Source organism: Tunturiibacter gelidiferens (genome assembly GCF_051013345.1).
Classification (GTDB): domain Bacteria; phylum Acidobacteriota; class Terriglobia; order Terriglobales; family Acidobacteriaceae; genus Edaphobacter; species Edaphobacter gelidiferens_A.
On record NZ_CP132939.1, the window covers coordinates 5,692,762 to 5,718,790 of the forward strand.

The window sequence follows — 26,029 nt, forward strand, 5'->3', positions numbered from 1 at the left end:
GTGTCTGTAGCTATTCTAGCGGTCTTGCCTCTCCTGGTTGTGGCGCTTTCGCTGAGCGGCTGCCGCGCCGATAAAACGACGAAACCGTCTGAGGTGTTGGATTCGAGTCAACCGGTTGCCGAAAGCGCCGCTCCGGATGCGGCTTCCGAGCCCTCCCCGGCGGCCGCGAACGACAAGCGGCCGGTCATCGTTTGCTTCGGCGACAGCCTTACTGCCGGCTACGGAACTGACCTCGGGCAGAGCTATCCTGACTATCTTCAGACGGATCTGAATGCCGAAGGGTATAACTACCGCGTCGTTAACGAGGGGATTAGCGGCAATACCACCAAGGACGGCGTCGATCGCCTCGACAGGGTGCTTGCCCTAAAGCCTGCGGTAGTGGTGGTGGAGTTCGGTGGGAATGATGGGTTGCGTGGCCTTCGCATTGAAGATTCACGAACAAACCTGGATAGGATTGTTGGCACCCTGAAGGCCAGTGGAACGAAGGTAGTTCTCGCTGGAATTACTCTGCCGCCCGACTACGGCCCTGACTACATCAAGCAGTTCGATGACACCTACGCGACGCTTGCCGCGAAGTACCATGTGCCTATACTTCCATTTCTTCTGAAAGGCGTCTTCGGTGTGGACGGAATGATGCAGGCTGATCGGACACATGCGACGAGTGCAGGTAATCAGATCGTGGCGAAGAATGTGCTCCCACTCGTAACGCCTCTGCTAAAAAATAGAGCTACCCGAGAACGACGATGGGCTGCATCAGCGTGCCGGCGATGCGGCGGGCGATTGCGAGTAAGTCGGTCGGGGTGGTGAATACCTTGATCAGGGGAGCCTGCGAGAAGTCGGGAAGATTGACCTGCATTCCGTTTCGCAGACGACCGGCCATTTGATCGTCCACGGTGACAGAAGGCATCTCGGGGAGCAACGTGCGCGGGTGAGGCAGCAGCGCCTCGAGTTCGGCCATGGAGGCTGTCTTGAGTTGGTCGATTGTTATCGCGTGTTCCAGAGAGAATGCTCCGGCACGCGTCCTTCGCAGAGTGGAGAGATGCGCTCCACAGCTCGCCAATTGGCCGAGCTCGTGCGCTACGGAACGCACATAACCGCCGGCGGAGACCGACATGACGAAAGATGCCGTGTCGCCTTCGAGAGAGGTGAGTTCAAAGTTGTGAATCGTGATGCGGGCCGGTTTGACCGCGACCTCCGCGCCTGCTCGCGCCAGCTTGTGGGCGGCGACTCCGTTGATCTTCTTTGCAGAGAAGATTGGAGGAACCTGGTCTAACTCTCCGCGAAATTTTTGACTCAGTGTTTGCAGCTCTTCGAGCGTCTGGCGCAGGGGAAGGGCCTCGCCCACTGGTGTCCCGTCAGCGTCGAAGCTGTCGGTTGCGAAGCCGAAGCGGATGTGGCCAGTGTAGTGCTTGTCTGCCTGCCCGAAGAATTGAGCGAGGCGTGTGTATTTGCCGAGAAGCAGCGGCAGGACGCCAGTGGCCATGGGATCCAGTGTGCCCAGGTGGCCGATGGACTTTTCGCCAGTGGCCCGGCGGACGATGGCGACGACGTCATGCGAGGTAATTCCGGAGGGTTTATCGAGTACAAGGAGACCATTCATGCAGTCTCCAGTTTAGCCGCTAGAACGAGTTTCCCTGACGACGGACAAGAGAAAGGAATTCATTACGCGTCTGGAGCTGCGTTTTGAAGACGCCGAGCATTGCAGAGGTGACAGTTGAGGAGTGCTGCTTTTCAACACCGCGCATCATCATGCAGAGGTGTTGCGCCTCGAGAATTACGGCTACGCCTTGCGGGTGAATCGCATCTGTGATGGCTTCACCTATCTGGCGGGTCAACCGCTCCTGCACCTGCAGTCTTCGGGCGAAGACATCGACCAGGCGCGGGATCTTGCTTAGCCCGATGACCTTCCCGTTTGGAACGTAGGCTATGTGAGCCTTGCCGAAGAATGGGAGGAGATGATGCTCGCACTGCGAGAAGAACTCGATATCTTTTACGATGACCATCTCGTCGTAGTCGACGTCGAAGAGAGCCTCGTGGAGAACGTCGGTAACGTTCATCGTGTAGCCGCGCGTAAGGAACGTCATGGATTTTTCCATGCGCTCGGGAGTGCGCAGCAGGCCATCACGCGTGGGATCCTCTCCGATGCGGAGAAGCAGCTCTCGATAGAGATCCTGGGTTGAAAGGGTGTCGAGTAACGCTGGTTCAATCGTGGCCGAGGTGCGTGCCATAGGACGGGCCTTTCTTACATCATGCCTGGCGTTGGTGTCGCGTCGCCGGCGTAGTCGAACGAGTTGTTACTCGTCTCCTCAACGTGAACCCGCTCCAGGTGGGCCGCGGGAAAGCGTTGAAAGATGCGATAGATCTCGATACTTAGATTCTCTGTCGTGGAGACGATATTCGCAAAGCAATTCATCGTATTCAGGTTCATGGAATCGAATCGGGCGAGAAGATTGGTTTGCGCAAAGGCATCAAGCTCCGCGAGATTGCAGACCATTCCTGTGGACGGATCAACCGGACCGCTCAAGGTTACCTGCACGGTGTAGTTGTGGCCGTGGCCATGGGGATTATTGCACTTCCCGAAGACGGCACGATTCTTCGCAGCATCGAACGACTCGGTGTGGAGGCGATGCGACGCGCTGAAGTGGTAGCGGCGATTGAGATGCGCCTTCATGATTCTCCATAGTAGTCCGCGAAGAGATCCGGCATCTCGTAGACGCGGACGCGGTGCAACTTTGCGTGCGGTATCTTGTTGTCGAGACGTTGCCAGATCGCGATGGCAATGTTCTCGGTCGTCGGAATCTTAGTTTTGAACTCGGGGACTTCGAGGTTCAGATGCCGGTGATCGTAGATGCTGACGACCTCGCGCTCGAGGATGTCTTTCAGCTCTTTGAGATCGACGACGAAGCCGGAGGTCGCATCTACGGAGCCTGCGACCGTGACCTCCAGGGTGTAATTGTGCCCGTGGCCGTTGCGATTGGCACACTTGCCGAAGACGCGTTGATTCTCCTCAGGTGACCAGGCTTCGTTCCAGTAGAAGTGGGCGGAGGAGAATTCGGCTTTGCGGGTAAGAAAGATCATCGTTATTCCTGTGTTTAGACGTATTTCGGGGATAGGTGGATGCAAACCTAAGTAACTAGGGGGCCGTGTTGTAGTTACGTCCCTTCCAGATAACGGTTTTCTTGAAGCGATAACGACTCGCGCTGAGTATAAGCAGATAGATGAAAAACGGAACGCCAAGAATGGAGATTGCTATATCTGGTGCTGGGAAGTTGGAACGTGCAACCCGGGAGTAGAAGCGCCATAGCGTCCTGACCCAGATAAGAAGGATAACGTTTCTCTGCCACGGCTGCAGCCAAAAGAGGCCAAACGCCGCAACGGGCAGTCCGAAGAAGAGAAGGACGTCGAGGACGCGCCAGAGGGCGAGGGCCACGGGCTTTGGAAAGAGGAGGGCGAGATTTTTCGTCCAGCCTTCGACCATCTCCGACATGTTCCAATACATGCGGGTGGCGAGGGCCTCGGGAGCGTAGCGGAAGCGGATGATGCGGGAGCCGCCTTTGATGTTTTCGGCGAGGGCGACGTCTTCGAGAACGCTCTTGCCGACAGCGCGATGTCCTCCGACAGAGAAGTAGGCGTCGCGTTCGACGAGAAGGAACTGGCCGTTGGCAGCGGCGAGGCGGCTGGTTGGATCGTTGACCTGCTTGGAAGGGTAGACGGAGGCTAGTTCAGAGAAGATCAGCGGCATGACGGCGTGCTGCCAGAAGCCGGTGACGATTTGGCGGGGGAATAGGAGAGCAGAGCTGCGTTGTGGCGGTCGGCTTCGCGAAGGGAGCGGGAGATGTCGTTGGTCTCGTGGATGGTGTCTGCGTCGGTGAAGAGCAGGTTTCTGCCGCGTGCGGCCTGCGCGCCGGTCCAGCAGGCGTTGGTCTTGCCGGTGAATCCTCCGTTGGCGCTAAGGTCTAATGGTGGGGCGTCGAGGACAAGGACGCCTTCGTGGGTAGCGGCGGCTTCGGCGGCGATGGTGCGCGTGCTGTCGGTCGAGTCATCGTTAACGACGATCAACTCCCACTGCTGGCCGAGGAGGAAACCGGGCTCGGACTGGCTCAGAATAGAAGCCAGACAGGAGGCCAGCGAGCGCTGCTCGTTGCGGGCCGGAATGATGACCGAGAGTTCGAGGTCGGGTGCTTCGGTAGAATTCAGTTCCTGCGCGGGGTCGGTGTCGCTCACGACTTCGTATTATAGGAAGTGGAGTGACTTGTGCGTAGATTGATAATGAGTGCGGTGTTGGGATCGCTGCTGGTGGCGGGGTGCGACCGCGGCAGCCATCCCGGAAATATCGATAAGCCGGCGCCGCAGTTCGCGATGGGGGATGGCACCCGGACGGTCGATTTGAGCAAGCTACGCGGGCGGATCGTGGTGCTGAATCTCTGGGCGACCTGGTGCGCACCGTGCATCGAGGAGTTGCCAAGCCTTCTGGCACTGCAGAGGCAGATGCCGGAACTGGCGATCGTCGCGGTGAGTATGGACCAGGATCCAGATGTGTATAAGCGGTTTCTGGTGGACCATCACGTCGATCTGTTGACGGTGCGAGATGCGGATCAGAAGGTGAATGCGCTGTACGGGACGGTGCAGATTCCTGAGACCTACATCATCGATAAACAGGGCGTATTGCGACGGAAGTTCATCGGAGCGCAGGTATGGACCAGTCCTGAGATCACCAGCTATCTCTCGAAGATGTGAGAGGGGGAATGGTCGAGCGTTGCCGCCGAAAACCTCCCGTTTTCACAAAACTAGCGATAACGCCTGAATTCTTGTCCTTACGGGTCGCAAAGGGAGTTTGGCACAGAGGGCGGAACGGGTGACGGTGTGACTGGTATCATCGAAGCCATGACACAGCTTGATGTTCTTTACCGCTATGGAGTTCCGCCGACCGAAGCCTCCGTCGTGGCGATGGCGAAGATGCGGGAGGTGTACGGTGTTCGCCACATGGCGCTGGACGAGGCAAAGAAGACGGTGCGAATCGAATACGACGCGACCCGTTTGACCGAGCCTGTGATCCATCAACTGCTGCGCCGCGCTGGATTGGATATCGTCGAGACCATGCCTATGTTCACCCCGCCCGCGCCACCTGAGCCTGCGACTGCAACCTAGTTGCCTGAGGATGGTTTCTCGGGTATTTTTAGGATGCTGTTGTAGTTCACTTCCCTGTTTTTGCGCGCCCGTAGCTCAGCTGGATAGAGCATTTGGCTTCGAACCAAAGGGTCGGGAGTTCGAATCTCTCCGGGCGCACCATTCCTGTCAATTATTTAGGCATCCATCTGCCGCTGCATTCACATCCGTGCCTGATGGCATTGAGACGATGATCGTCGCAGCGCGCTATGAGGTCGTATCGCGTCGCCAAAGGGCCTTGAGCTCTCTGCAGCCGGGTTGACTTGCTCTCAGTTATGAGAATCTAGATCGTCGACTCCTGCTTTCTGCGTGGGGTCTTGCATGGTCTGCAACCTCGAATGGAGCGTGTCTGAGTGTCTACCCAAAGCCGCAGGGAATTTATGAGGAATATGGCGTCAAACGCAGTAGCTCTTTCGGTTGCGAAAAACGGAATAGCGCAATCGCGGAGTCACAAAGAGAGCGAGAGGTACGTAGTCGCCGCTTACTACTTCGGCAATTATCACAAGGATCCCCGCAATGATGTCGCCCACGGCAAGGGATGGACCGAGTGGCAGCTTGTAAAGGACGCCAAGCCGCGCTTTGCCGGCCACAAACAACCCAAGGTCCCTCTATGGGGTTACGGAGATGAATCTGATCCAAAGGTCTTTGAACAAAAGATCGGTGCAGCTGCTCGTGCGTCGATCTCCGCCTTCATCTTCGATTGGTATTGGTACAACGACGGCCCCTTTTGCAGGGCGCTCTCGAAGAGGGCTATCTGCGCGCGTCCAACCGCCCAGACGTCGAGTTTGCCCTCATGTGGGCGAACCATGACTGGTTTGATCTACATCCCGCGAAGTTGACGGCTCCCCCACACCTTCAGTATCCAGGCGAGGTGACGGCCTCCACGTTTGACAAGCTCACAACCCACATCGTCAAGAACTACTTCAGCCAGGCCAGCTATCTCAAGGTGGATGGGGGCCCATACTTTTCCATCTACGAGTTGTACCGATTTGTGCTCGGAATGGGCAGCGTTGAGAAAGCCGCGGCAGCCCTACAACAATTCCGCGATAAGGTGAAAGCCGCAGGGTTCCGTGACCTGCATCTCAATGCGGTCACCTGGGGAGTCCAACTCTTACCTGGTCAGACGGAGGTGACAGACCTGAAGGATCTGCTCGCGCGTTTGAACGTCGACAGCACAACCTCCTATGTATGGATCCATCACGCACAACTGGCAAAGTTTCCCGCCTCGGAGTATCAGGACTTGGCTTCTGCTTATGAAGTCTATCGAGCTACTGCCTCCGCCAAGCTGGGAAGACCCTATTACCCGAACGTTTCCATGGGATGGGACTCCTCGCCACGAGCATGTCAATCTGACATCTATACCCAATCATCGTATCCCTTCATGCCCGTAGTGCAAGGGAACACACCTCAACGATTTGGCGATGCCCTTCGCTCGGCGAAGCAGTTTCTCGACGACTCTCCTGACCTTAAAACAAAGCTGCTGACCGTGAACTCATGGAACGAATGGACTGAGGGGAGCTATCTGGAGCCTGACACGGAACACGGATATGCGTACCTTGAACAGATCCATGCAGTCTTTGGGAAGAAGGCTTGATCTCGATCGCGCGACGCGAATGAAGCGTCCATCTACGTCGCGGCGAGGACGATGGATCAGGCGAGATGTGTGGTTCTGCTTGCCGGAACCAGTAAATCCTCAATACGCACCGGCAGATCGCGCACGCGAATACCGGTCGCGTGATAGACGGCATTGGTAATCGCCGCGGCAATCCCAGCAAGACCGATCTCGCCCACACCTCGAGCTCCAAGAGCGTTTAGCTGATAATCCGGATAGTCGAGAAATGTGACGTCGATCTCCGGCGTATCCGCGTTGACCGCTACCACATAGTCGGCGAGGTTGTTGTTGATCGGAGCACCCGAGCGCGAGTCGTACATCGTCTCTTCGAACAGCGCCATACCAACGCCCATCACCACCGCACCTTCAATCTGGTTGCGAGCCGGGCGCGGATTCAGCATGCGTCCAGCGTCGATGACCGTAACGACGCGGCTGACACGAAGGCGTGCTATCTCTGGCTGCCAGGTCACTTCTGCAAACTGTGCACCGTAGGAGTGAAACGAAACCTTGGGCTTGCCAGCTCCGAAGGTACCATCCGACTTGTTGGTGCCGGAGACTGAGTTGACTTTGGCGATTCTTAGAATCTCCGCTATCGGCACCGCACCTTGCCCTTGTCCCTTCAGACGGACCGTTCCGTCGACGAGCTCGAGCTCCTCCTGCTTCTTGCCTTTGAAGGGCGATCCATCAGACTTGATCGCTGCGAACAAGAGAGCTTTGCCTGCGCTCTGGGCTGCTCCCAGCACTGCCGGCGTCATGGAGGCCGTAACCCACGAGCCTCCCGAGATCGGCCCCGGTGGAAGCGAGGAGTCGCCGAGTACGACATCGATTCGGTTGACCGGAATTCCTGTTTCGTGGCTCACCACCTGAGCCATGACGGTATAAGTTCCTCCGCCGATGTCCTGTGTACCGCAAGCGACACGCGCTGAGCCGTCCTGTAGAAGTTCGACCGTCGCCTCCGTCTCGATTCGCGCCGCCAGCCACGAACATGCGGCCATACCCCAGCCAAGCGTCAGACCATCGCGCTTCATCGAGCCTATCTCTGGTGTGCGCCGCGCCCAGCCGAACTTCTCCGCCCCAACCGTCAGACACTCCTTCATGTGACGAGAAGAAAATGGAATATTCAGGCTCTCGTCCAGCGCCGGCTCGTTCTTCAAGCGCAGTTGCACTGGATCCATCTTCAACGCGATAGCCAGCTCATCCATGCCGGATTCCAACGCGAACAGACCAGGCACTGCGCCCGGCCCGCGCATCGCCGTTGGGTTGCCGACGTTACGGCGCACCAGTCCTCCAGTCACAAGCAGGTTCGGAGTGCTGTAGAGGAACGGCGTGATCTCGCCACAGCCTTCATCGTAGTCATCGAGCATCGAAGTGTGGTTGACGTAATCCTGTTGCACCGCGGTCAGCTTGCCATCAGAGTCTGCCGCAAGCTGGATTCGTTGATCGATTGCGGGCCTGTGTCCAACGCTTTGAAACATCATCTGCCGGCTTACCACCAGCTTGACGGGGCGCCCGAGGTTGCGTGCACAGGCCGCCGCAAGTAATCCGTGGGGCCAGGGCCACAACTTACCCCCAAAGCCCGAACCAAGGAATCGCGTAATTACCTGCACCTGCTCCGTGGGAACGCCCAACATCTGCGCCATCACATCGCGATGGTTTACCACCGCCTGCGACGTCTCGTACAACGTATATTTTTTACCGTCGAAGACCGCAACCGAGGCATGCAACTCGATCGGGTTGTGGGTTTCGACCGGAATCTTGTAGACCACATCGACCTTCGCCTTCGCCGCTTTCAACGCTGCCGCTGTGTCTCCACGCTTGCTCTTTTCGTCAGGCTTGTCGGTCGTGAGCGGCGTTCCAAGCAGCTTTTCGCCAGTGTCCTGCTTCTCTTTGTTGTAGGTCACCTTTACACTTTCGGCCGCGGCCCGCGCCTGTTCCACGGTCTGCGCCACGACGACGGCGACGTATTGGCCGTAGTAACGAATCGTGTCGTCCTCGAACGGAGGACGCTTCTCATCCACGATGAGCGTGAAGCCCGTTGATGGCGGCACACGGTAGAGCTTCCCTATATTCTCTCGATGGTAGACCGCAACGACGCCGGGCATCTTCTCCGCTCCGGCCGTGTCCAGGTGCGTAATCGTTCCTTTCGCAATCGTTGCGCAGACCGGCCATGCGTAGAGCAGGCCCGGAAAATGATGATCTGACGCATACATCGCGGAGCCACTTACCTTGAGCGGGCCATCGATCCGTGGCGTTGCGACGCCAATCACCTTCGACTCAGTTACCTGATCCATCGTCATCTCCTTAGGCGCTTCGACTCGCCTGTCCCATCGCGTGCGTCAGGCAGCGTTTTGCCAGCTCAACTTTGAATGCGTTCTGGCTCTGAGGCTTCGCGCCGTGCAGTGCAGCCTCTGCTGCGGCTAGGAAGGTGGACGAGCTTGCGGTCCTTCCAAGAAGCGCCTTCTCAGCTTCTGCAGACCTCCATGGCTTCGTTCCAACCCCACCCATCGCAACGCGAATGAATTCAATCTTTCCGCTTGCGTCCTGCTTCATCACAATCGCCGCTGAGGCCAGCGCGAACTCATAGGAGGCGCGATCACGCAGCTTCAAGTACACACTCTTTGCGCCGACGGGCAGCTTAGGCAATGTGATAGATGTCACCAGATCGCCCGGCTCCAACACAGTCTCGCGCTGCGGGGTAGATCCGGGAACAAGGTAGAACTCCGCTATCGGCACGGTCCTCTGGCCCTTTACGCCCTCAATATGGACTGAGGCATCGAGCGCCATCAGCGCGACGTTTTGGTCGGAAGGGTTCGTCGCAATGCAGTGCTCGCTTGTCCCCAGGATCGCCAACATGCGGTTGTAGCCGCCGATAGCGGAACAGCCGGAGCCCGGTTCACGCTTGTTACAGGCAGTCGCCGTGTCCCTGTAGTAAACGCAGCGTGTCTTCTGGAGCAGGTTGCCTCCGGTCGTCGCCATGTTGCGCAGCTGCGGTGATGCACCGGCCAGCAGCGCCTGCGACAGCACTGCATACTGCTCCTTCACGGTTGCATCCTGAGCCACGTCGGCGTTGCGTGCGAGAGCTCCGATCTTCAGTCCACCGTCGGCAGTCTTCTCGATCTGGTCCAGCGGCAGACGATTGATGTCCACCAATCGGTTCGGCCGTTCGACGTTCAGCTTCATGTAGTCAATCAGATTGGTCCCGCCTGCAATGAAGCGTATCTCCGCGCCATTCTGGGCCGTGGACGATTTCGCCTGAGCCTTCACCGCATCTGGAACCGTGTTGGCCGTCACCAGTTCGAAGAGTTCCATCGTCGATCTCCTCCTATGCCATTCGCCGAACTGCCTGGACTGCCGCAACGATATTTGGATACGCTCCGCAGCGGCAGATATTGCCGCTCATCGCCTCCTTCACATCGCTATCCCCTGTTCCCCACGGCTCCTTCACCATGGCGACCGCGGACATGATCTGTCCGGAGGTGCAATATCCGCACTGAAAACCGTCGTGCTCCACGAAAGCCTCCTGCATTGGGTGCAGGTGGCCGGGTTGGCCGAGACCTTCGATGGTGGTGATCTCGACGTTTTGCTGCATGCCCGCAAAGGTAAGACAACTGTTCACGCGCCGACCATTGATGTGCACCGTACAAGCACCGCACTGCCCGTGGTCGCACCCTTTTTGGTCCCGGTGAGATGCAATGTCTCGCGCAAGGTGTCCAGCAGAGTTGCACGCGGATCGATCTGAACCGAATACGACTTGCCGTTCACCTTGAGTGTCACTGGCATCGTTCCCGGAATGGCCTCGGCGTCAGGAACTGTCCTCTCCTGCGTCTCAGCTATCGCCGAGGAGACGACTAGCGGAGTGACCGCCGTCGCTGCGGTAGCAACGCCCGCGGCTCCCATATGGGACAGAAACGATCTGCGGCTCAGCTTCCCTAAGGAAGACGTTGGTTCTTTTGTGTCTCTTTCATCAACGGCCAAGTTCCACCTCCGAACGCAGCGCTCTTTGAACGTACGAAATTATTTCATATACGGCGACTACCTGCCTCCGGCGACCTCCGAAGAATTTTGCTGATGCATTTCGTGAATCAATGGGACAAGCGGTCGGCATCTCTGCGGCAAATGGTCTGCAAATCAAATCTCCCCAGACCATACGTCTACAGCATTTTTCCCATCGTCGGCCGATCTTTCGCTGGGCTTTGTCTTCCCTGGGGCGACTTGTCGGCACTCGCTTTCGATGAGTGCTCGGCTTGCCGCAGAGAGCGAAATCCTATATCTTTAAAAGGTTGCAACCCACGCAATGTGCGCCCGTAGCTCAGTTGGATAGAGCATTTGGCTACGAACCAAAGGGTCGGAGGTTCGAATCCTTCCGGGCGCACCATTCCATCCAACTCATATTTAGCCTGAGAAGAACTACCAACTCTTATGAAAGAGTCTGCTATTCGGTGCCCCGAATACGTTTGACCTCTTCATGGGCGAGCACGAGGATCATTCCGAAGATGACGCCGAGCGCGTCTATCATGATGTCTGACCGCTCGAGTGGATTGTTGTAGATAAAGTGTTCCAGAAACTCCAAAAGATATCCGAAGGACACGACAATGGCGGCCAGAGTAAATCGTGACCGCAAAGAGGTTACGCTGCCGACCAGAAGAAGAGTCACCGTAAGGAAAGCCAGCACATGCCCCCAACGATGGTAGTGCCCCGTTGTGTGTAACAGGAGCTTGTCGTGGTTGGGCAAGAAGGACAGAACGGCAAGCATCACCATCCAGACGCAACCCAGAATAATCGCTGCAGAGCGGCGCTTGTAGTCTTCCAACATAGATTGATGGTCTCATTTCGTCATGTCACTCGTCGATGAGACTTTCGTGACATTTATAGTTCAGCCGCGCAGGGAGTTTGAACTTGGGCGCACTCCGAAGCTTTGTTTTTAGACGTATCTCGTCTGCAAACGGGCCTCGCCTGAACCTTCGAATGTGCGGAAGTTACCGTCAAAACAAAACCAGACCATCTAGTCTTTGCGCGAGATACGGTGAAGTATCACTCTGCGAACCTCGACGAATCCCATTCGAAGATAGATCTGAATGGCTCGTTCGTTCGTCGCGCTGACGTGAAGCCACGACACCAGGCCCTCGCGACGATGGTTTCGTACAAGATGCCAGATTAGATTTTCGGCATAGCCTTTACCGCGGTGGCCTGGGCGAGTGCAGATTCCGCTGACCTCCGGGTAGCCATCGAGAGTAAGACGTTCGCCGCCCATTGCGATGAGTTGGCCTTCCGACCGTACCCCGAAGTAAGAGCCCATCTCGCAGGTTCTGCTGCGAAAGAAGCCGGGAAATGCGACGTCGGTGAGGGCGACCATCTCTGGCGCATCTTCGTTTGTAAGCGGGACGATTTCAACGGTTCGCGCAGACGGAGTTATCTCTTCAGGAAGGACCATCTGGAGACACTCGAGCCTTTGTTCGAAGACGAGCTGCGGCAGACGGGGATAGCTTTCGCCCACAATCCAGACGGATTCACCCGGAACCAGAAGAGCGTGAAGCTGCGTCAATGCGGCTTCGTTTGGCGAAGCGACGGCTGCGAAGGGTGCTACATCGCCAGGATAGCGGCAGGCCTCCCCAACGGAAAGCGCGAAGTGGCGGTGCTTCGTGTGGAGGGCATTCCACACCGGATTTGCGAAGAGGCTCTCGGGCAGATCGGTCATTCTTATAGAGAATACGGTGTTCGACCGTTTGGCTCGAGAACCTGGTGGGTGGAAAATCCGGCTGATAATCGGGCAGCTTTGATTGACGACCAATTTAGTCCGCAATACACTGGATACTGGTACGAGGAGTCGATCCAGCCTCGTGGAGATGGGCTCGGGGCAGGCGGTTGCCGGCCTGCCGGAGCGTCGCCAGGGAAGAGAAAGACGTTATGTTGCAGGCATTTATCATCACGCTCCGCGAGGGGGTCGAAGCATCGCTGATCGTCGGCATCGTCTTCGCCTACCTCTCCAAGATCGGAAGGCCGGAGCTGAAGCGGACCGTCTTCTGGGCTCTGGGCTCAGCAATTGCTGCCAGCGTCGCGGGGGCAGTCGTGATCGCCCGGAGCCAGTTCAATACGGATATCTTCGAGGGCTGGGTGATGCTGGGCGCCGCCGTCTTCGTCATCAGCATGATCTGGTTCATGCACAAAACGGCTCGGACGATGAAGGGATCGATCGAGGAGAAGATCTCCCAGTACACCGGGGCGGGGGGCGTATCGAAGGCGGGGCTGTTCTTCTTTGTCTTTCTGCTGGTCCTTCGCGAAGGCGTCGAGACCGTCCTGATTCTGTCGGCAGTCACCCTGAACTCGACGGAGTTGCTTAGCTTTACCGGAACGCTGTTAGGAATCGCAGTTGCCGTTGTGTTCGGCATTCTGTTCATTCGGGGCAGCGTAAAGATCAACCTGCAGCGATTCTTCCGCGTCACCACCGTCATCCTTTACTTCGTGGCCTTCCAGCTGATCGTCAGCGGCCTGCATGAGCTAAGCGAGAATGGCGTGCTCCCATCGAGCCCTACGGAGATGCGTCTGATCGGCCCCATCGTCCGCAACGATCTCTTCTTCTTCGTCACCATGCTGGCGTTAGCCGGACTGATGATGCTCCTGGAGTACAAGCGCCGCACTCCCGCTGTGCTGAGCGCGAATGCGACCCCTGCCGACAAGCGCCGAGCCGAGTGGACCCAGCGACGCGAGAAGATGTGGATGACCGCCGTGGTTGCGACGAGCTTCGTCTTCATCTTTCTCTCCACCGCGGAATTTATCTACGCGAAGAGTTCCACCGCTCTCTCTCCAACCGCTGCGGTGACGCTTGTGGGTTCGCAGGTGACGCTGCCTACAGCTGACGTCAACGACGACAAGCTGCATCGCTACGGCGTTCATCTTGACGACGGCAAGGGCGGCAACGTAGAGATCCGCTTCCTTCTGTTCAAAAAGCCCGACGGAAACATCGTCTCGGTGGCAGACGCCTGTCAGATCTGCGGGCCGGTTGGCTTCTACATCGGCGAGCAGGGGATCACCTGCAAGATGTGCGCTTCGCCTTTGAACGCGTCGTCGATGGGGCAGAAGGGCGGTTGCAATCCCATCCCGCTGAAGTCGACCGTCGGTGGCGGTCAACTGATCATTGAGGCTGCGGATCTTCGGGCGCTTGCCCCGGTCTTTGAACGCTGATGTTCTTTCGCCTGCTCATGGAGAGCTTTCGCAGACAGCGCCGGCGCAAGATGCTGGCGGGTGTGGCGATCCTGCTTGGGACCACGGCCGTGACGGCGATGCTCGCGCTCGCGACTACCATTGGCGACCGAATCCATAAAGAGCTTGCAGTCTATGGAGCCAACATCGTTGTCTATCCGAAGGCTGATCTGCTCGATGTGAAGGTGGGCGGTGTGGATCTGAAGCCGGCTTCAGGCGGGGTTTATCTGAAGGAGAGTGATCTAGAAAAGCTCAAGACAATCTTTTGGGCAAACAACATCACTGGTGTAAGCCCGGAGTTTCATATGGCTGGAATGATGCTCGTCAGAAATACGGCGACCGGTGGCCCATATGACCCACGTGTAATTTGGCACTGGAACGATCCAAGGATGGCAGGCTTCGGGGCGTTTCCCATAACTGCAGTTGGATATTGGTTCCAGCATCCATTCGGAGCACTTGTGACGGGCGCGCCACAAATGCATCCTTGGTGGCAGCTACAGGGGCGCTGGCCGGTTGAGCGGAGCATCACCGCTACGCACGGCGAGGGCGCACAGGAGATCGTACTCGGCTCGGCGCTAGCAAAGCGACTTGGCCTGCATATCGGCGACTGGATAAGTATGGGTAATGAGTTCGAAGGTGACGTCGTCGGTATCGTCACTACTGGTGATGTCACCGATCAGCAAATCCTCTACCCTCTTGACGCTGACGATCAGGTTGCGCCGGTTGATCAAAATGGTAAAAGAATCGGTGAAGTGCAGCGCGACATCTCGCGCGTCGAAGTAAGCGCCCGAACCAAACCGGAGGACGCCTTTGCGCGGGTCGATCCCGATTCCCTGCCCCCGAAGCAGCGGGAGATCTGGTACTGCAGGCCCTATGCGAACTCGATTTCTTACCAGATTCGCGAGGCGATTCCTGGAGCACAGGCAGAGCAGGTTCGGCGCGTGGAACAGAGCGAAGGCAATGTGTTGAAGCGAATCTCGGGGCTGATGTGGCTGATCAGTGCAGCAGCATTGCTGGCTGCAGGATTTGCAGTGAGCGCTGCGATGGCAACGGCGATTCTTGAGCGGCGTGGGGAGATTGGTTTGATGCGGTCGCTGGGTGCGAGCAAAGGTGCGATTGCCCTGTTGTTCTACGCAGAGGCGGGTTTGCTCGCGCTGATCGCAGGGAGCATGGGATATCTGCTTGGCTCGGGACTTGCGGCTTGGCTGGGCGCGAGAATCTTTGCCGGTGACGGCGGGGCCGCGGAGGCTGTGTTGATTCCGGTGTTGCTGCCGGTTGTGGTCGCGCTGGCGCTGGTAGTCGCGATTGCAGGAAGTACGCCATCGATTCGGACGGCCCTGCGCATGGAGCCTTCGGCGATCCTGAGGGCGGATGCCTGATGGTGAAGCTGAGCCTCTTTGGAATGTTGCGGCGGTCCCTGGTGCATCGCAGGGCGCGAAGCATCTCGGCGCTGGTGGCGATGACTGTGTCGGCTGGCGTAGCGACGGCGCTGCTAACGCTCTACGCAGATCTCGACGCCAAGCTTCATAAAGAGTTTCGCAGCTTCGGCGCGAATGTTGTCCTCTCTGCTCCCGCTTCGACGCCTCTTCGCACCAATGTCCTTGCCCGTGTGCAGGAGGCGGCGGGGCCCGATGCGCTGGCCGCAGAGTTTGCCTATGCCGTGGCGACGACCGATACCGGAACACCGGTAGTCGTCGCAGGAACAGATTTTGCGGCGGTCAGACGGTTGGATTCGTGGTGGCAGGTGGAGACATGGCCCGATGCTACAGCCTCGGACGCTGCGTTGCTTGGTCAGAGGGCGGCGCAGTTCGTCGGGAATGAACACGCGGTTGCGCTCACCTTCGCAGGACACTCCATCACGCTGAATGGCGCAGGACGGATCAAGACCGGCGGCGACGAAGACAGTCGCATCTATATGCCACTCGCCGCCTTCACCGCATGGACCGCAGTCGGCCCGAGCGTGATTGAACTTCAGGTTCCGGGAGGCGCGGCGAAGGTCGAGGCAACCATAGCGCGTCTGCAGCAGGACTTCCCCGAGATGCAGGTGCAGCCCGTGCGGCAACTGGTCGAGGGAGAGTCGAAGATCGTCGACCGCACCCATGCGCTGATGTATGGAGCAGTGTTGCTGATTGCGCTGACGGTGGCGGTAAGCGTATTGGCAACACTCTCAGCGAGCGTGCTGGAGCGGCGGCGGGACTTCGCCTTGATGAAGGCGCTTGGCGGATCGCAGGCGCAGTTGATGGGAATGTTCCTGCTGGAGGCTCTGGTGCTGGCGCTGGCGGGCGTAGCGGTGGGCTTTGTCGTCGGATCTGCGGCGGCGTGGGCCATCAGCGAGGGGAACTTTCACACGGCCACACTGCCGCATCCATCGGTCCTGCCCCTGGTGCTGCTGCTGAATCTGGCAATTGCTGCAATGGCAGCGCTATTCCCTGCCCGGGTGCTGCGTGGTCTACAGCCCGCCGCGCTGTTGAAAGGTGAGTGAGAAAATATGACTGTGAGCGAAGCGAAGTTAGTCACGGGGCCGCTGGCTGATCCAACCGGAAGCACGCGGGACGACTGCGCTGTCATCGCACTGAAGCACGTGACCCGCGAGTACGCTGGGCACGGCGGCGTCGTGCGTGCACTTGGAGATGCCACCTTCTCGATCGTCGCCGGAGAGTGGGTCGCCATCACCGGACCCTCCGGTTCGGGCAAGAGTACGCTGGTCAATCTCATTGGCTGCCTCGACCGGCCGACCGCGGGTGAGCTGAAGATCGATAACGTCGATACAGCATCCATGACCGCGACCGAGCTCGATCGATTTCGCGCGGACAAGATCGGTTTCATCTTTCAACAGTTCCATCTCATTCCTTACCTGTCCGCTCTTGAGAACGTAATGCTGGCGCAATACTTTCACTCGATGACCGATGAGACAGAGGCACGGGCCGCGCTGGCACGGGTTGGGCTCGGCGACCGGGTCTCGCATCTGCCTAGTGAGTTGTCAGGGGGCGAGCAGCAGCGGGTCTGCATCGCGCGTGCGCTGATCAACAATCCACCCATCCTGCTGGCGGACGAGCCGACCGGAAATCTCGATGCCGCCAATCAGAAGATCGTGGCGGAGCTGCTGCAGGACCTGCATAGGAACGGCCACACGATCGTGATGGTGACGCATGATCCCGAGATGGCTGGCCTCGCGCAGAGAAGGATCGCGCTGAGCCATGGACAGGTCTTCTGCCATCCCGTCAGTGGGCCGATGGTCACCCTGCGCCGCGCGACGGACCGTCTCTAAAGACGCGGCGACGGATCGACTTTGCCCGGCTGCACCAGGATTGTCGAAAAATTATCGCTCCGTTTGGCGCATTTTTTGCGCCCTCAAAAGTGAGTGCCGGCGCACCACGTTTACCACGCATTTCACCACATCCACACCAGCAAAACACCACACCAAAACAGCCGATTTCGCTAGAACCCCCAGCAAAAACGCGCTTCACCACAAAAATAAAAGTTTGTCCTGCCGGACGGTCCTCCTACGCGGAGGCGGTCACTTCGTGACTTGTATACCTTGTCAGAGATGTGCGATCTGCTTGCGCCTCCCGTTGGTCGGAGAGGGAGATTATGCTCGCTGGGGATTTGCTTAGCGCTCGCCCCATTTGAGTTTCGAGCGGAGGACGCTAAAGAGGCCGTTGGGGCTATGGCGAAGGAGGCGGACGCTGGCTTCCGAGCGCTGGCAGTGGACCAGGTCGCCAAGCTTGAGCTGGACTGCTTCCTGGCCGTCGACGGTGAGGTAGATCTCGTTGGGGACGCCGACGACCTCGACGCTGACGGTGGAGTCGCCGGGGACGACGATGGGGCGAATGGTGAGCAGGTGGGGGCAGATGGGGGTGACCAGCATGGCGTTGACGCTGGGCATGACAATAGGCCCGTCGGCGGCGAGGTTGTAGGCAGTCGAGCCGGTGGGAGTGGAGACAATGATGCCGTCGGCGCGGAAGGTGGCAACGGCCTGTTGGTCGATCTCAACCGAGAAGTCGCCCATGCGGGCGATGGTTCCTTTGCGACTACGACGTCGTTGAGGGCATCCCACTGCTTGACGATCTGGCCGTCACGGATGATCTCGGCTCGCATCATGCTGCGAACTTCGATCTCGGCGCAGTTGTCGCACCAGGCCTCGAGCGTGGGGTAGAGCTCGGAGAGTGGGATCTCGGTGAGGAAGCCGAGGGAGCCCAGGTTGACGCTGAGGATGGGGGTGGTGGTGCGTGCGAAGGCCCGGGCTGCGGCGAGGAGAGTGCCGTCGCCGCCGAGGACGATGACAAGGTTTGGCTTGTGCAAGGGGAGGTCTACGCGAGCGATAGGGTTTACGCCCGAGACGTAGGCGGCGCTGTCGGGATCGAGAAGGTAGTGGTAGTTTCGAGCTTCGAGCCACGCGATGAGGTCGCGAAGGATGCCGGCGAGTTCCGGCTTCTGGGGCTTGGAGATAATGGCGGCCTGGAGCATTGATCTCTAGTGTAACTGTATGTCAGCAATGCTTCCCTGACGGTTGGGTAGGAATTTGGAGCGGCTTGACCGCAGTCAGATCGGTCGAATTGGCTTGTAATGACTCTCGGAAAGGGTAGCGCCACCATGAGACCGCGTGATGCTCTCGCGATGGGTGCCGTAGGACGCAGGCGTGGCGTGCTGCCACACGGAGGCGCAAAGACATTCAGGTTGCGTCGATACGCTATCAGACGTAACCTCTACCCCTGACGGCAATTGAGGCCACTGCCCGAAGTGCAGTCTTGAAGGGGAATGAATTCGCCCCCTTCCGTCGGCGAATTGCTGCTGGCCGGGACCCCGTCCGAGTGGGCGTGCAACATCGATTTTGGCGGCGGCATCTGAAATTAGATACGGTACGGACGAGGTGATGGCATGGGAAGACCGGCACGGTTGATCCTGATTGCGGTGGGTGCTGTTCTGGCGCTGATCGTCCTTGCGGCTGTTTGTGTGCCGCTGTTCCTCAACACGGATAGTTTCAAGGCAAAGATTGAATCGACGCTGACCAAGTCGCTGGGGCGGAAGGTTGCGATTGGGAAGGTGAATCTATCGGTGCTGACGGGGAGCCTGGTGGCGGAGAATACGGTGGTTGCCGACGATCCGCGATTCAGCACGCAGCCTTTTATTCAGGCCGATACGGTAAAGATCGGGGTGGAGCTGTTTCCTTTGATCCTGAGTAAACAGGTGATTATTCGCGGGTTTTCGATGCAGTCGCCGAAGATTCAGCTGCTGCGAGCGGCGAATGGGACTTGGAATTACTCCACGATTGGGACCGGAAGCCAGCCGGCGCAGAGTGAGGAGACCAAGCAGGCGTTTCCGAACCTGACGGTGGGCGAAGTAAACATTCAGAACGGGCGGATCACGGTGGGTGCGGGTCCCGGAACGACGGGAGCGGCGAGCGCGACCAATCGCGTGTACGAGAATGTGAATTTGAAGGTGAAGGATTTTGCGTTTACGAAGTCGTTTCCGTTTGAGGCTTCGGCTGGTTTGCCGGCGGGAGGGACGGTGGAGCTGAAGGGTTCGGCGGGGCCGTTCAATCAGCAGGATGCTTCGGCGACGCCGTTCTCGGGGCATCTTGAGGTGAAGCATCTTGATCCTCTGGCGGCGGGTTTTGTGGATGCGTCTGATGGCGTGAAGGGGACGATCGACAACCTGGTGCTGGATGCGGCGTGGAGCGGGACGCAGATGCATGTGACGAAGCTGCTGGTGGATACTCCGAAGCTGACGCTGGTGCAGAGCAATGGGCCGAAGCAGCCGAAGCCTAAAGATCCGAATGCGGAGGGGGCATCGATGTTGAATAGCCTGTCCGTGGACGATGCGCAGATAAAGAATGGAACGATTACGCTGGCGACGGCGGGCAAACAGGGTACAGCGGTGTATAGCCAGGTGAATGCTCAGGTGACGAACATGTCTCCGAAGAGTGCTTCGCCGTTCAGCCTGAGCGGGCAGTTGCCTAATGGCGGAAGCGTGAGTGCGAATGGAACGGCGGGTCCGTTCAACCAGGAGAATAATGCGAGCACGCCGCTGAATGCGGTGGTGAATTTGAAGCATGTTGAGATTGGCTCGGCGGGAGTGGTGCCGCCGGATGCGGGGATTAGCGGCGTGGCGGATGTGCAGGCGAAGATTCAGTCGAATGGGCAGACGTTGAATGCGCAGGGAGCGGCGACGGTTGCGGGCATCAAGCTGGCGAAGGATGGTGTGCCTTCGGCGAAGCCGGTGCAGTTGCAGTTCACGCTGACGCAGAATGAGCAGTCGATGAGTGGTGTGGTGCAGCAGGCGGTAGTGACCATTGGCAGCGCTGTGATCAACCTGTCGGGAACGTATCAGACGAGCGGGCCTTCAACGGCGCTTAATCTGAAGGTGGTTGGTAATGCGCTTTCGATCAACGAGCTTGAGGCGTTTTTGCCGGCGCTTGGAGTGCATCTGCCGCAGGGCTCACGGCTGCAAGGAGGGACGCTGACGACGGACCTGGCGGTGACCGGGACGACGGCTACTCCTGTGATCAGTGGGCCAGTGAAGATTAATAATACGCAGCTTGCGGGGTTTGATCTGGGATCGAAGCTGCAGGCGCTTTCGTCGTTTACGGGAGGGCGGATTACTTCTGCAACTGGATCGGGGACTACGATTCGTTCTTTGAGTATGAATGTGCGGGAGGAGGGCGGGAATATTCGGACGGATAATATTGCTCTGGATGTGGCGGGTGTGGGGACGGCGACCGGGGCAGGAACTGTGAGTGCCGGGGGCGCTTTGAACTACAACGTCGTGCTGAAGTTGACGGGCTTGTCGGTTGGCGGAGGCGGGACGCAGCAGGCTAGCTCTGGGGCAGGCGCGGCTGGGCTGGCTGGAACGCTGTCTGGGTTTATTCCGGGCGGCAACTCTGGCGGGGCTGCGCTGGGAGGGATTGCGGGAGGTGTGCTGAAGTCGGGAATTCCTGTGGCGATTGGCGGGACGACGAGCAATCCCACGTTCAGCCCGAATGTTGCGAGTCTCGCTACGGGCGTGGGAGTGGGTGCGGCGCAAGGTCTGCTGAACGGGAAGGGGCAGCAGCCTAACGGAAAGAAGGCTGCCGATCCTTTGAGCAATGCGCTGGGTGGTTTGCTTGGGAAGCACTGAGTCATTGGCTACAACAGGCGACGTTGAACAGTGAAGCCGACCGCAGATTCCTTCGCTTCGCTGCGGAATGACAAACAAAAGAACAAGCAAGGGCAACGGCGAAGAGCAAAGGCAACCGCGGGGTCTTCTCCTTTCGACTAATGCTCAGGGCGCGATGGATTTTTTGCGCGTCTCTGCCCGTCTCCATGAGCAGCTTTGAATCTGCGCTAGAGGAAACGCGCGTGGAGTAGGTATTCGTGGTTTCCTTCCATGCCGAGGATAGGTGAGTCGATGAGGTCGATGGCGGTGCCGTGCTGCTCGATGACACACTCGCGGACGCGCTCGATGGCGGCCTGGCGGGCGTCGGGATCGCGGACGATGCCGCCCTTGCCGATGTTGGCGCGGCCGGCTTCGAACTGCGGCTTGACGAGGATGATGGTGGTGCCTTGCCAGGGATGATCGGGTGTGCTGAGAGCTGCGAGGACGGCGGGGAGAACGAGGGTCGCGGAGATGAAGGAGACGTCCATGGCTATGAAGGTTGGGATGAGGGTGTCGGGCGCGAGGAGTTCGCCCGGAGTGAGGAGGCGGGCGTTGGTGCGCTCGCGGAGGGTGACGCGGGGATCGTCGCGCAACTTGTGAGCGATCTGGCCGTAGCCGGTGTCTACAGCCAAGACAGATCGTGCGCCGCTTTGCAGCATGCAGTCGGTGAAGCCGCCGGTGGAGGCGCCGACGTCGACGCAGGCGAGGTTGGTGAGGTCGATGGACCAGTGGGCGAGGGCGCGCTCGAGCTTGAGGCCGCCGCGGCTGACGTATTTGAGATCGGAGCCGAGGAGGCGGATGACGGCGTCGGAGGAGACAGGGGTACCGGGTTTGTCAATGCGCTGCTCGTCGACAAGGACACGTCCTGCGAGTATGAGAGCTTGTGCGCGTTCGCGGGAGGCGGCGTGCCCCTGATCGACGAGGAGCTTGTCGATGCGGGACTTTGGTGACTTGCTGCGCTGGAGCTGAATGGGATTGCTCATCGGGTTGAGTCTGTCTGAAGCGGGGCGAACAGGGCGGCCGATTTTCTTTATGAGAATGAAATTGCAAATTCGATACGCGTGGAACAGGAAGTCTGCCGCAGGTTGCTTTTTCGGGTAAAGTAGCTCTGGTGTGCAGTAGATAGAGTAACTTCTTTGAGGTCACATTGGGTTGCCTGAGGGAACCTAAATACTTGGCGCTTTTTGCAATCTGCAATTGTATTGGGTGCGTTTTATGTACAGAGAAACGGGACTCGTGAATTCACCGCCGCCCTCGGGGCAGGACGACGCTGTTCTGCTTGGCCTTGTGCAGAGGGGGACGAGTACGCCATGGCGGCGCTGTTCGACCGCTATTCGAAGGTTGTGTACTCGGTGGCCCTTCGGGTTCTCAGAGACCCGGCCGCGGCGGAGGACGTGCTCCAGGAAATATTCATGCAGATCTGGCGTAATCCTGATGGGTTTGTTGCAACTCGCGGTAGTCTTGGCGGCTGGCTCGCTGTGGTATCGAGAAATCGGTCGATCGATGCACTGCGTAGAAAGCGTCCGATGGAATCGGTCGACGATATGTCGTTGGCCTCTAGCTACCATCTTGCGAACGAAGCGGAACGAAATAGTTTGATGGAAAAGGCAAGAGCGGTGATCAATCTGCTGCCGGTGGAGCAGCGGAAGACGCTGGAGATGGCATTTTTTGATGGGTTGACGCACTCCGAGATCGCGGAGATGACGGGCGATCCGCTAGGTACGGTCAAGACAAGAATCCGCAGCGCGCTGACCTCGCTGAGAAAGGCGTTCCCGGCATGAGCGAGCCACGGCGTATCACATCAGAAGATCTGGCGTTGTTTGCCATGCAGCTGCTTCCACCAGAAGAGATGGCGGAGATTGCCGCTTATGTGGAGCGGTCGGCGGAGGGCCGACGGGAGTTGGCCGAGATTCAAGGCGATCTCGCGGTGTATGCCCATACGGTCGAGATGCAATCGCCGTCTGCAGAGGCTCGCGAGCGGCTGATGAAGCAGGTCGGACGCGAGAAGAAGGCAATTCCGATCGATCGTTCGGTGGAAGCAGGGGCTTCGACCGGTTCGAGTGCGAGCGTTGCTGCGAACGAAGGGTTCGGACGTGGGGCGGGAAGCATTTACTCCACTGCGGAAGAACCGCTGAAGCGCCGGTTTGCCGGTAAGGTGCTGCCGTGGGTCGGCTGGGCAGTTGCTGCGGGTTTGGCGGTGGCAGCGGGCGATCTCTACAAGGAGCGCGAGACGCTTCGCAGCGCTGTGACGGAGCAGACCAGCAGAATTGATCACCTGACCGCGGATGCTGCGGCAGCGCGCCAGGTTCTGGATGCGATGACCGACAGCTCCGCGCTAAGGGTGACCCTGAACGTGAAGGGTGCGCCACCGGCCGTTCCGCAAGGCAGAGCGACGTATGTTGCGAGCAAGGGAACGCTGATCTTCCTGGCGACGAATCTTCAGCCGCTGCAGCCGTCGAAGACGTATGAGCTCTGGCTGATCCCGGCCGGTGAAGGGCAGAATCCGATTCCGGCGGGTACGTTCCGTCCGGATGCGCGCGGAAACGCGAGTGTGATCATGCCGCCGCTGCCCAAGGGCGTCGAGGCGAAGGCGTTCGGCGTGACCGTGGAGGATGAAGGCGGAGCGACGACACCGACTCTGCCGATTATCCTGGTCGGCGCCGCTGTCGGCGAGTAAGCTCATCGTCAATTTCAATGGAAACGAAAGAAGCCGTCCTCTGCGGGATGGCTTCTTTTTGTCCGATGAATTCGCGTCTGTATTTCAGGGCTTTGATGTGGCAGCTGCATAAGCGAAGACAAAATACGGGGTCTCTCCACTGCGTCGCGCGATGAGGCTGCGCAACTTCGGTCGAGATGACGCCTTATAAGGGTTATACGTTGTTACAAATTCCACCCTCTTAGACGGGTTTGTCGTTGAGTTTGAATTCGACGACTGTGTGAAACCCATGTCTCAGAATCGAGACATGGGGCGCCCGCGTTTTGCTCCATCGAGGAGTTCTAGGGTTGGGTGACCCGAACTGAGACTCCTCCGCCCTGCAACGGGACGGTGGTGTCTATGGCGTCTGTATCGGTGCGGATGACGGTCATGAAGTTGGAGTCCGGCGATACGACGTAGACCTTGCCGGTGGGAGTGCCGCTGGTGACAGCGATGTAGTTCGGATGACCGTTGTTGGCCGGGGTAGATGCGTTCGGGCTGAGGCTTAGCGGAAGTGGGATGGTCGCGATGACGGTGTTGGTGTTGAGGTTAATCACCGAGACCGAGCAAGTGGTGGTGGCGGCTGTGACTGCGGCCGTCGGGGCTGCGCAAGGCAGGCTCGTGTTTCCCTTGTTGATGACGTAGGCGCGGCTGTTGGTGGTGTCCTGCAGGACACCGACCATGACCGGGTTGACGCCGACTGGAACGGTCGCAACGACGGTGCCGAAGCCGATGGCGTCGACGGGATTATTGAGGTCGCAGTTTGGATTGCCGGTCTGAGCAGTCGCCGAACAGAGAGGGATGCTGATGATGCTGAGCGAGCCGGGGTTTACGCCGTCGCCGGCGTTGGCTACGACTACCTCATTACGAACCGGGGCGAAGTCTGCCCAGAGCGGGTTGACCGTCGCGGGACTGGCGCATGCCGGGGCGATGCAGAGCTGGATGGGATTGGTGGGATTCGTCGGATTGGTGAGGCTTACCGGGACAGTGTCGAGCCGATTGGTCTGGGCGTTGATGACTGAGACGGTGCCATCGCCCTGGTTGAGAACGAAGGCGCGCTTGGCGTCGGCGGTCATGACACCGTAGACGGGGTTGACCCCCAATGGAATCGGCGTAGGGTCGATGGTGTTGGTTGATACTTCGATGGTGCTGGCCTGACCGGGTGCGCCTGGGGTAAGACTCTTGCTTAGTGCATAGACGCGCGGGCCGTTGGCGACGCCGACAGTATAGACCGGAGTGAAGGCTGGGTCGATGGCAAGCTGCTGGCGGAGCGCAAGGGGGAGCCGGTGAACTGTGAGATGACACCCTGTCCGGGATTGATGGTGGGGTCGGTGGCGTAGGTGTTGACGCCTTCTGGAAGGATTGCGACCGGGTTGGCGCCGGGGAGGAGTGTGGTCTGGAGGATCTGGCTGGTGAGCAGTTGGGTATCGATGTCGAAGCTGGTGAAGGTGTGATCGCTGTTGAGCGTATATCCGGTGCTCGCGTTCGAGTTAGTGGTGGTTCCACCGTTCAGGATGAGGTAGTAGGGGTCCACGCCTACATTGGCCGTGATGAGGATGGTGTCTCCGGAGAAGTCAACGAAGGTCAGCAGACCCGGTTGAGGATTGGCCGCGGTGCCGGTGCTGGAGATGGCTACGGCGAACTTTTGCGGCTGGGCCGCGGGGCCGACAGGATTGATGGCGCTGACGACAGGGCGGTAGTTGTTGCCGCAACCACTAACCGAAGCCAGGACGGCGACGATCGCTGCGAGACTGAGTGTAGACCGGAGGGTCTGAGCTGCAGACCGAACGTGGCGCCGGTGCGACCGCGACTGGATGGTTCCTTTTGCTTCGATACTTGCTAAGTGCAAAACTGCTCCCGCGTTGGTGCTGGTGTTGGCTATGCTCAAGGTTCGATTGTAAATCACGGAATGGCATGAGGTTGGGATGGGCGGGGAAATACAGGGGGCGAGTGGAATACGGGCTGGAAGAAGGCTATTCCGGAGGCGCGAGACCGGTTGCAGTCGAAGTGGCTGGTTGGAGTGGTGGGTACCGTCTTAGCTTTGGAGACCACCTCCGTTCATCCTCAGATTTACTTCCTATGGGATACGGATAGAACTGCTGCATTGATTCTTATTGTGAAGATCGTCGGGATCAGTATTGCGTTTGCGTGTCTCGTCTCGGCGTTGCGAGCTGCCACGCTGGGGGTGCATTGGCTGGCGGAATGATCTGCATGATTCTTCTGAG

At 58.6% G+C, this 26,029-nt stretch carries 30 protein-coding genes, 2 tRNA genes and 1 pseudogene; 16 read left to right on the forward strand and 17 right to left on the reverse strand.

Annotated features, from left to right (window positions below; translation table 11 throughout):
* Positions 1-807 carry an arylesterase gene (locus RBB80_RS28680; RefSeq protein WP_433965588.1) on the forward strand — a complete coding sequence of 269 codons (807 nt, stop codon included), beginning with the start codon at positions 1-3 and terminating at the stop codon, positions 805-807.
* Here RBB80_RS28680 and truB read toward each other — a convergent pair.
* The 6 genes from truB to RBB80_RS28710 are packed head-to-tail and all read right to left on the reverse strand — an operon-like array spanning position 728 to position 4,224.
* On the reverse strand, positions 728-1,600 hold the full coding sequence (gene truB / locus RBB80_RS28685) for a tRNA pseudouridine(55) synthase TruB (RefSeq protein ID WP_433965589.1): 873 nt from the start codon (positions 1,598-1,600) through the stop codon (positions 728-730). The genes RBB80_RS28680 and truB overlap by 80 nt on opposite strands.
* A 19-nt stretch (positions 1,601-1,619) precedes the next feature.
* On the reverse strand, positions 1,620-2,228 hold the full coding sequence (gene folE / locus RBB80_RS28690; protein WP_433965590.1) for a GTP cyclohydrolase I FolE: 609 nt from the start codon (positions 2,226-2,228) through the stop codon (positions 1,620-1,622).
* A gap of 14 nt (positions 2,229-2,242) precedes the next feature.
* The gene (locus tag RBB80_RS28695; RefSeq protein WP_433965591.1) at positions 2,243-2,671 is read right to left on the reverse strand and encodes a 6-carboxytetrahydropterin synthase; all 429 of its coding nucleotides are present in this window, start codon (positions 2,669-2,671) and stop codon (positions 2,243-2,245) included.
* Positions 2,668-3,078, reverse strand: a complete 411-nt coding sequence (locus RBB80_RS28700; protein WP_433965592.1) for a 6-pyruvoyl trahydropterin synthase family protein — start codon at positions 3,076-3,078, stop codon at positions 2,668-2,670. The genes RBB80_RS28695 and RBB80_RS28700 overlap by 4 nt, the downstream gene beginning before the upstream one ends.
* Positions 3,079-3,133: 55 nt before the next feature.
* On the reverse strand, positions 3,134-3,742 hold the full coding sequence (locus RBB80_RS28705) for a hypothetical protein (RefSeq protein WP_433965593.1): 609 nt from the start codon (positions 3,740-3,742) through the stop codon (positions 3,134-3,136).
* Complete coding sequence (locus RBB80_RS28710) at positions 3,733-4,224, reverse strand: glycosyltransferase family 2 protein (RefSeq protein WP_433965594.1); 492 nt, start codon at positions 4,222-4,224, stop codon at positions 3,733-3,735. The genes RBB80_RS28705 and RBB80_RS28710 overlap by 10 nt, the downstream gene beginning before the upstream one ends.
* Before the next feature lie 30 nt (positions 4,225-4,254).
* Between RBB80_RS28710 and RBB80_RS28715 the strand changes: the two genes are divergently transcribed.
* The 5 genes from RBB80_RS28715 (at position 4,255) to RBB80_RS28735 (ending at position 6,760) form a co-directional block, all read left to right on the forward strand.
* Positions 4,255-4,737, forward strand: a complete 483-nt coding sequence (locus tag RBB80_RS28715; protein ID WP_433965595.1) for a TlpA family protein disulfide reductase — start codon at positions 4,255-4,257, stop codon at positions 4,735-4,737.
* 126 nt (positions 4,738-4,863) lie between these two features.
* Positions 4,864-5,148 carry a hypothetical protein gene (locus RBB80_RS28720; RefSeq protein WP_433965596.1) on the forward strand — a complete coding sequence of 95 codons (285 nt, stop codon included), beginning with the start codon at positions 4,864-4,866 and terminating at the stop codon, positions 5,146-5,148.
* A 64-nt stretch (positions 5,149-5,212) separates the two neighbouring features.
* Positions 5,213-5,289: transfer RNA gene (locus RBB80_RS28725), tRNA-Arg, on the forward strand.
* Between the two features lie 266 nt (positions 5,290-5,555).
* Entirely contained in the window at positions 5,556-6,005 is a 450-nt protein-coding gene (locus tag RBB80_RS28730) for a glycoside hydrolase family 99-like domain-containing protein (protein ID WP_433965597.1), read from the forward strand.
* Entirely contained in the window at positions 5,894-6,760 is an 867-nt protein-coding gene (locus RBB80_RS28735; RefSeq protein WP_433965598.1) for a glycoside hydrolase family 99-like domain-containing protein, read from the forward strand. Before RBB80_RS28730 ends, RBB80_RS28735 begins: the two co-directional genes overlap by 112 nt.
* Positions 6,761-6,816: 56 nt before the next feature.
* Here RBB80_RS28735 and RBB80_RS28740 read toward each other — a convergent pair whose 3' ends face one another.
* Genes RBB80_RS28740 through RBB80_RS28755 form a run of 4 tightly spaced genes read right to left on the reverse strand, consistent with a single transcriptional unit; the run spans position 6,817 to position 10,753 of the window.
* Entirely contained in the window at positions 6,817-9,069 is a 2,253-nt protein-coding gene (locus RBB80_RS28740; protein WP_433965599.1) for a xanthine dehydrogenase family protein molybdopterin-binding subunit, read from the reverse strand.
* A gap of 10 nt (positions 9,070-9,079) precedes the next feature.
* A complete protein-coding gene (locus tag RBB80_RS28745; RefSeq protein WP_433965600.1) occupies positions 9,080-10,087 on the reverse strand; it encodes an FAD binding domain-containing protein in 1,008 nt (335 codons plus the stop codon).
* Positions 10,088-10,100: 13 nt separating this feature from the next.
* The gene (locus tag RBB80_RS28750) at positions 10,101-10,394 is read right to left on the reverse strand and encodes a (2Fe-2S)-binding protein (protein WP_433965601.1); all 294 of its coding nucleotides are present in this window, start codon (positions 10,392-10,394) and stop codon (positions 10,101-10,103) included.
* Positions 10,391-10,753 carry a twin-arginine translocation signal domain-containing protein gene (locus tag RBB80_RS28755; protein WP_433965602.1) on the reverse strand — a complete coding sequence of 121 codons (363 nt, stop codon included), beginning with the start codon at positions 10,751-10,753 and terminating at the stop codon, positions 10,391-10,393. Before RBB80_RS28755 ends, RBB80_RS28750 begins: the two co-directional genes overlap by 4 nt.
* 323 nt (positions 10,754-11,076) lie before the next feature.
* Here RBB80_RS28755 and RBB80_RS28760 point away from each other — a divergent pair.
* A tRNA-Arg gene (locus RBB80_RS28760) sits at positions 11,077-11,153 on the forward strand.
* Between the two features lie 57 nt (positions 11,154-11,210).
* Here RBB80_RS28760 and RBB80_RS28765 read toward each other — a convergent pair.
* Both RBB80_RS28765 and RBB80_RS28770 read right to left on the reverse strand, forming a co-directional pair.
* Positions 11,211-11,591 (reverse strand): hypothetical protein, encoded by a 381-nt coding sequence (locus RBB80_RS28765; protein WP_433965603.1) that lies wholly within the window; start codon positions 11,589-11,591, stop codon positions 11,211-11,213.
* 189 nt (positions 11,592-11,780) lie between these two features.
* A complete protein-coding gene (locus tag RBB80_RS28770; RefSeq protein ID WP_433965604.1) occupies positions 11,781-12,473 on the reverse strand; it encodes a GNAT family N-acetyltransferase in 693 nt (230 codons plus the stop codon).
* 209 nt (positions 12,474-12,682) lie between these two features.
* Here RBB80_RS28770 and RBB80_RS28775 point away from each other — a divergent pair, with 209 nt between their 5' ends.
* Genes RBB80_RS28775 through RBB80_RS28790 form a run of 4 tightly spaced genes read left to right on the forward strand, consistent with a single transcriptional unit; the run spans position 12,683 to position 17,243 of the window.
* Positions 12,683-13,957, forward strand: a complete 1,275-nt coding sequence (locus RBB80_RS28775; RefSeq protein WP_433965605.1) for a Fe-S-containing protein — start codon at positions 12,683-12,685, stop codon at positions 13,955-13,957.
* Positions 13,957-15,354 (forward strand): ABC transporter permease, encoded by a 1,398-nt coding sequence (locus tag RBB80_RS28780; RefSeq protein ID WP_433965606.1) that lies wholly within the window; start codon positions 13,957-13,959, stop codon positions 15,352-15,354. Before RBB80_RS28775 ends, RBB80_RS28780 begins: the two co-directional genes overlap by 1 nt.
* Entirely contained in the window at positions 15,354-16,457 is a 1,104-nt protein-coding gene (locus RBB80_RS28785; protein ID WP_433965607.1) for an ABC transporter permease, read from the forward strand. The genes RBB80_RS28780 and RBB80_RS28785 overlap by 1 nt, the downstream gene beginning before the upstream one ends.
* 6 nt (positions 16,458-16,463) lie before the next feature.
* The gene (locus tag RBB80_RS28790) at positions 16,464-17,243 is read left to right on the forward strand and encodes an ABC transporter ATP-binding protein (protein WP_433965608.1); all 780 of its coding nucleotides are present in this window, start codon (positions 16,464-16,466) and stop codon (positions 17,241-17,243) included.
* Between the two features lie 342 nt (positions 17,244-17,585).
* On the opposite strand, the gene RBB80_RS28795 is transcribed toward RBB80_RS28790, so the two are convergent.
* Positions 17,586-17,984, reverse strand: coding sequence for an NAD(+)/NADH kinase (locus RBB80_RS28795; protein WP_433965609.1), 399 nt, complete (start codon positions 17,982-17,984; stop codon positions 17,586-17,588).
* A gap of 188 nt (positions 17,985-18,172) precedes the next feature.
* Positions 18,173-18,277, reverse strand: a pseudogene (locus tag RBB80_RS28800) (NAD(+)/NADH kinase); the annotation flags it as partial.
* Here RBB80_RS28800 and RBB80_RS28805 point away from each other — a divergent pair.
* Together RBB80_RS28805 and RBB80_RS28810 are read left to right on the forward strand one after the other, a co-directional pair.
* Positions 18,272-18,445, forward strand: a complete 174-nt coding sequence (locus RBB80_RS28805; protein ID WP_433965610.1) for a hypothetical protein — start codon at positions 18,272-18,274, stop codon at positions 18,443-18,445. The pseudogene RBB80_RS28800 and the gene RBB80_RS28805 sit on opposite strands and share 6 nt — an antisense overlap.
* A 408-nt stretch (positions 18,446-18,853) precedes the next feature.
* Positions 18,854-21,091 carry an AsmA family protein gene (locus RBB80_RS28810; protein ID WP_433965611.1) on the forward strand — a complete coding sequence of 746 codons (2,238 nt, stop codon included), beginning with the start codon at positions 18,854-18,856 and terminating at the stop codon, positions 21,089-21,091.
* 206 nt (positions 21,092-21,297) lie between these two features.
* Here the strand turns inward: RBB80_RS28810 and RBB80_RS28815 are convergent, their stop codons facing one another.
* Positions 21,298-22,092 (reverse strand): TlyA family RNA methyltransferase, encoded by a 795-nt coding sequence (locus RBB80_RS28815; protein WP_433965612.1) that lies wholly within the window; start codon positions 22,090-22,092, stop codon positions 21,298-21,300.
* 327 nt (positions 22,093-22,419) lie between these two features.
* On the opposite strand from RBB80_RS28815, the gene RBB80_RS28820 reads away from it, so the two are divergent.
* Positions 22,420-22,890: an RNA polymerase sigma factor gene (locus RBB80_RS28820; RefSeq protein WP_433965613.1), complete on the forward strand. Its 471-nt coding sequence runs from the start codon at positions 22,420-22,422 to the stop codon at positions 22,888-22,890.
* On the forward strand, positions 22,887-23,786 hold the full coding sequence (locus tag RBB80_RS28825) for an anti-sigma factor domain-containing protein (RefSeq protein WP_433965614.1): 900 nt from the start codon (positions 22,887-22,889) through the stop codon (positions 23,784-23,786). Before RBB80_RS28820 ends, RBB80_RS28825 begins: the two co-directional genes overlap by 4 nt.
* A 320-nt stretch (positions 23,787-24,106) precedes the next feature.
* On the opposite strand, the gene RBB80_RS28830 is transcribed toward RBB80_RS28825, so the two are convergent.
* Both RBB80_RS28830 and RBB80_RS28835 read right to left on the reverse strand, forming a co-directional pair.
* Positions 24,107-24,907 carry a hypothetical protein gene (locus RBB80_RS28830; protein WP_433965615.1) on the reverse strand — a complete coding sequence of 267 codons (801 nt, stop codon included), beginning with the start codon at positions 24,905-24,907 and terminating at the stop codon, positions 24,107-24,109.
* Positions 24,908-24,990: 83 nt separating this feature from the next.
* The gene (locus tag RBB80_RS28835) at positions 24,991-25,653 is read right to left on the reverse strand and encodes a hypothetical protein (RefSeq protein WP_433965616.1); all 663 of its coding nucleotides are present in this window, start codon (positions 25,651-25,653) and stop codon (positions 24,991-24,993) included.
* 147 nt (positions 25,654-25,800) lie between these two features.
* Here RBB80_RS28835 and RBB80_RS28840 point away from each other — a divergent pair, with 147 nt between their 5' ends.
* A complete protein-coding gene (locus RBB80_RS28840; RefSeq protein WP_433965617.1) occupies positions 25,801-26,010 on the forward strand; it encodes a hypothetical protein in 210 nt (69 codons plus the stop codon).
* The last annotated feature ends 19 nt before the right edge of the window (positions 26,011-26,029 follow it).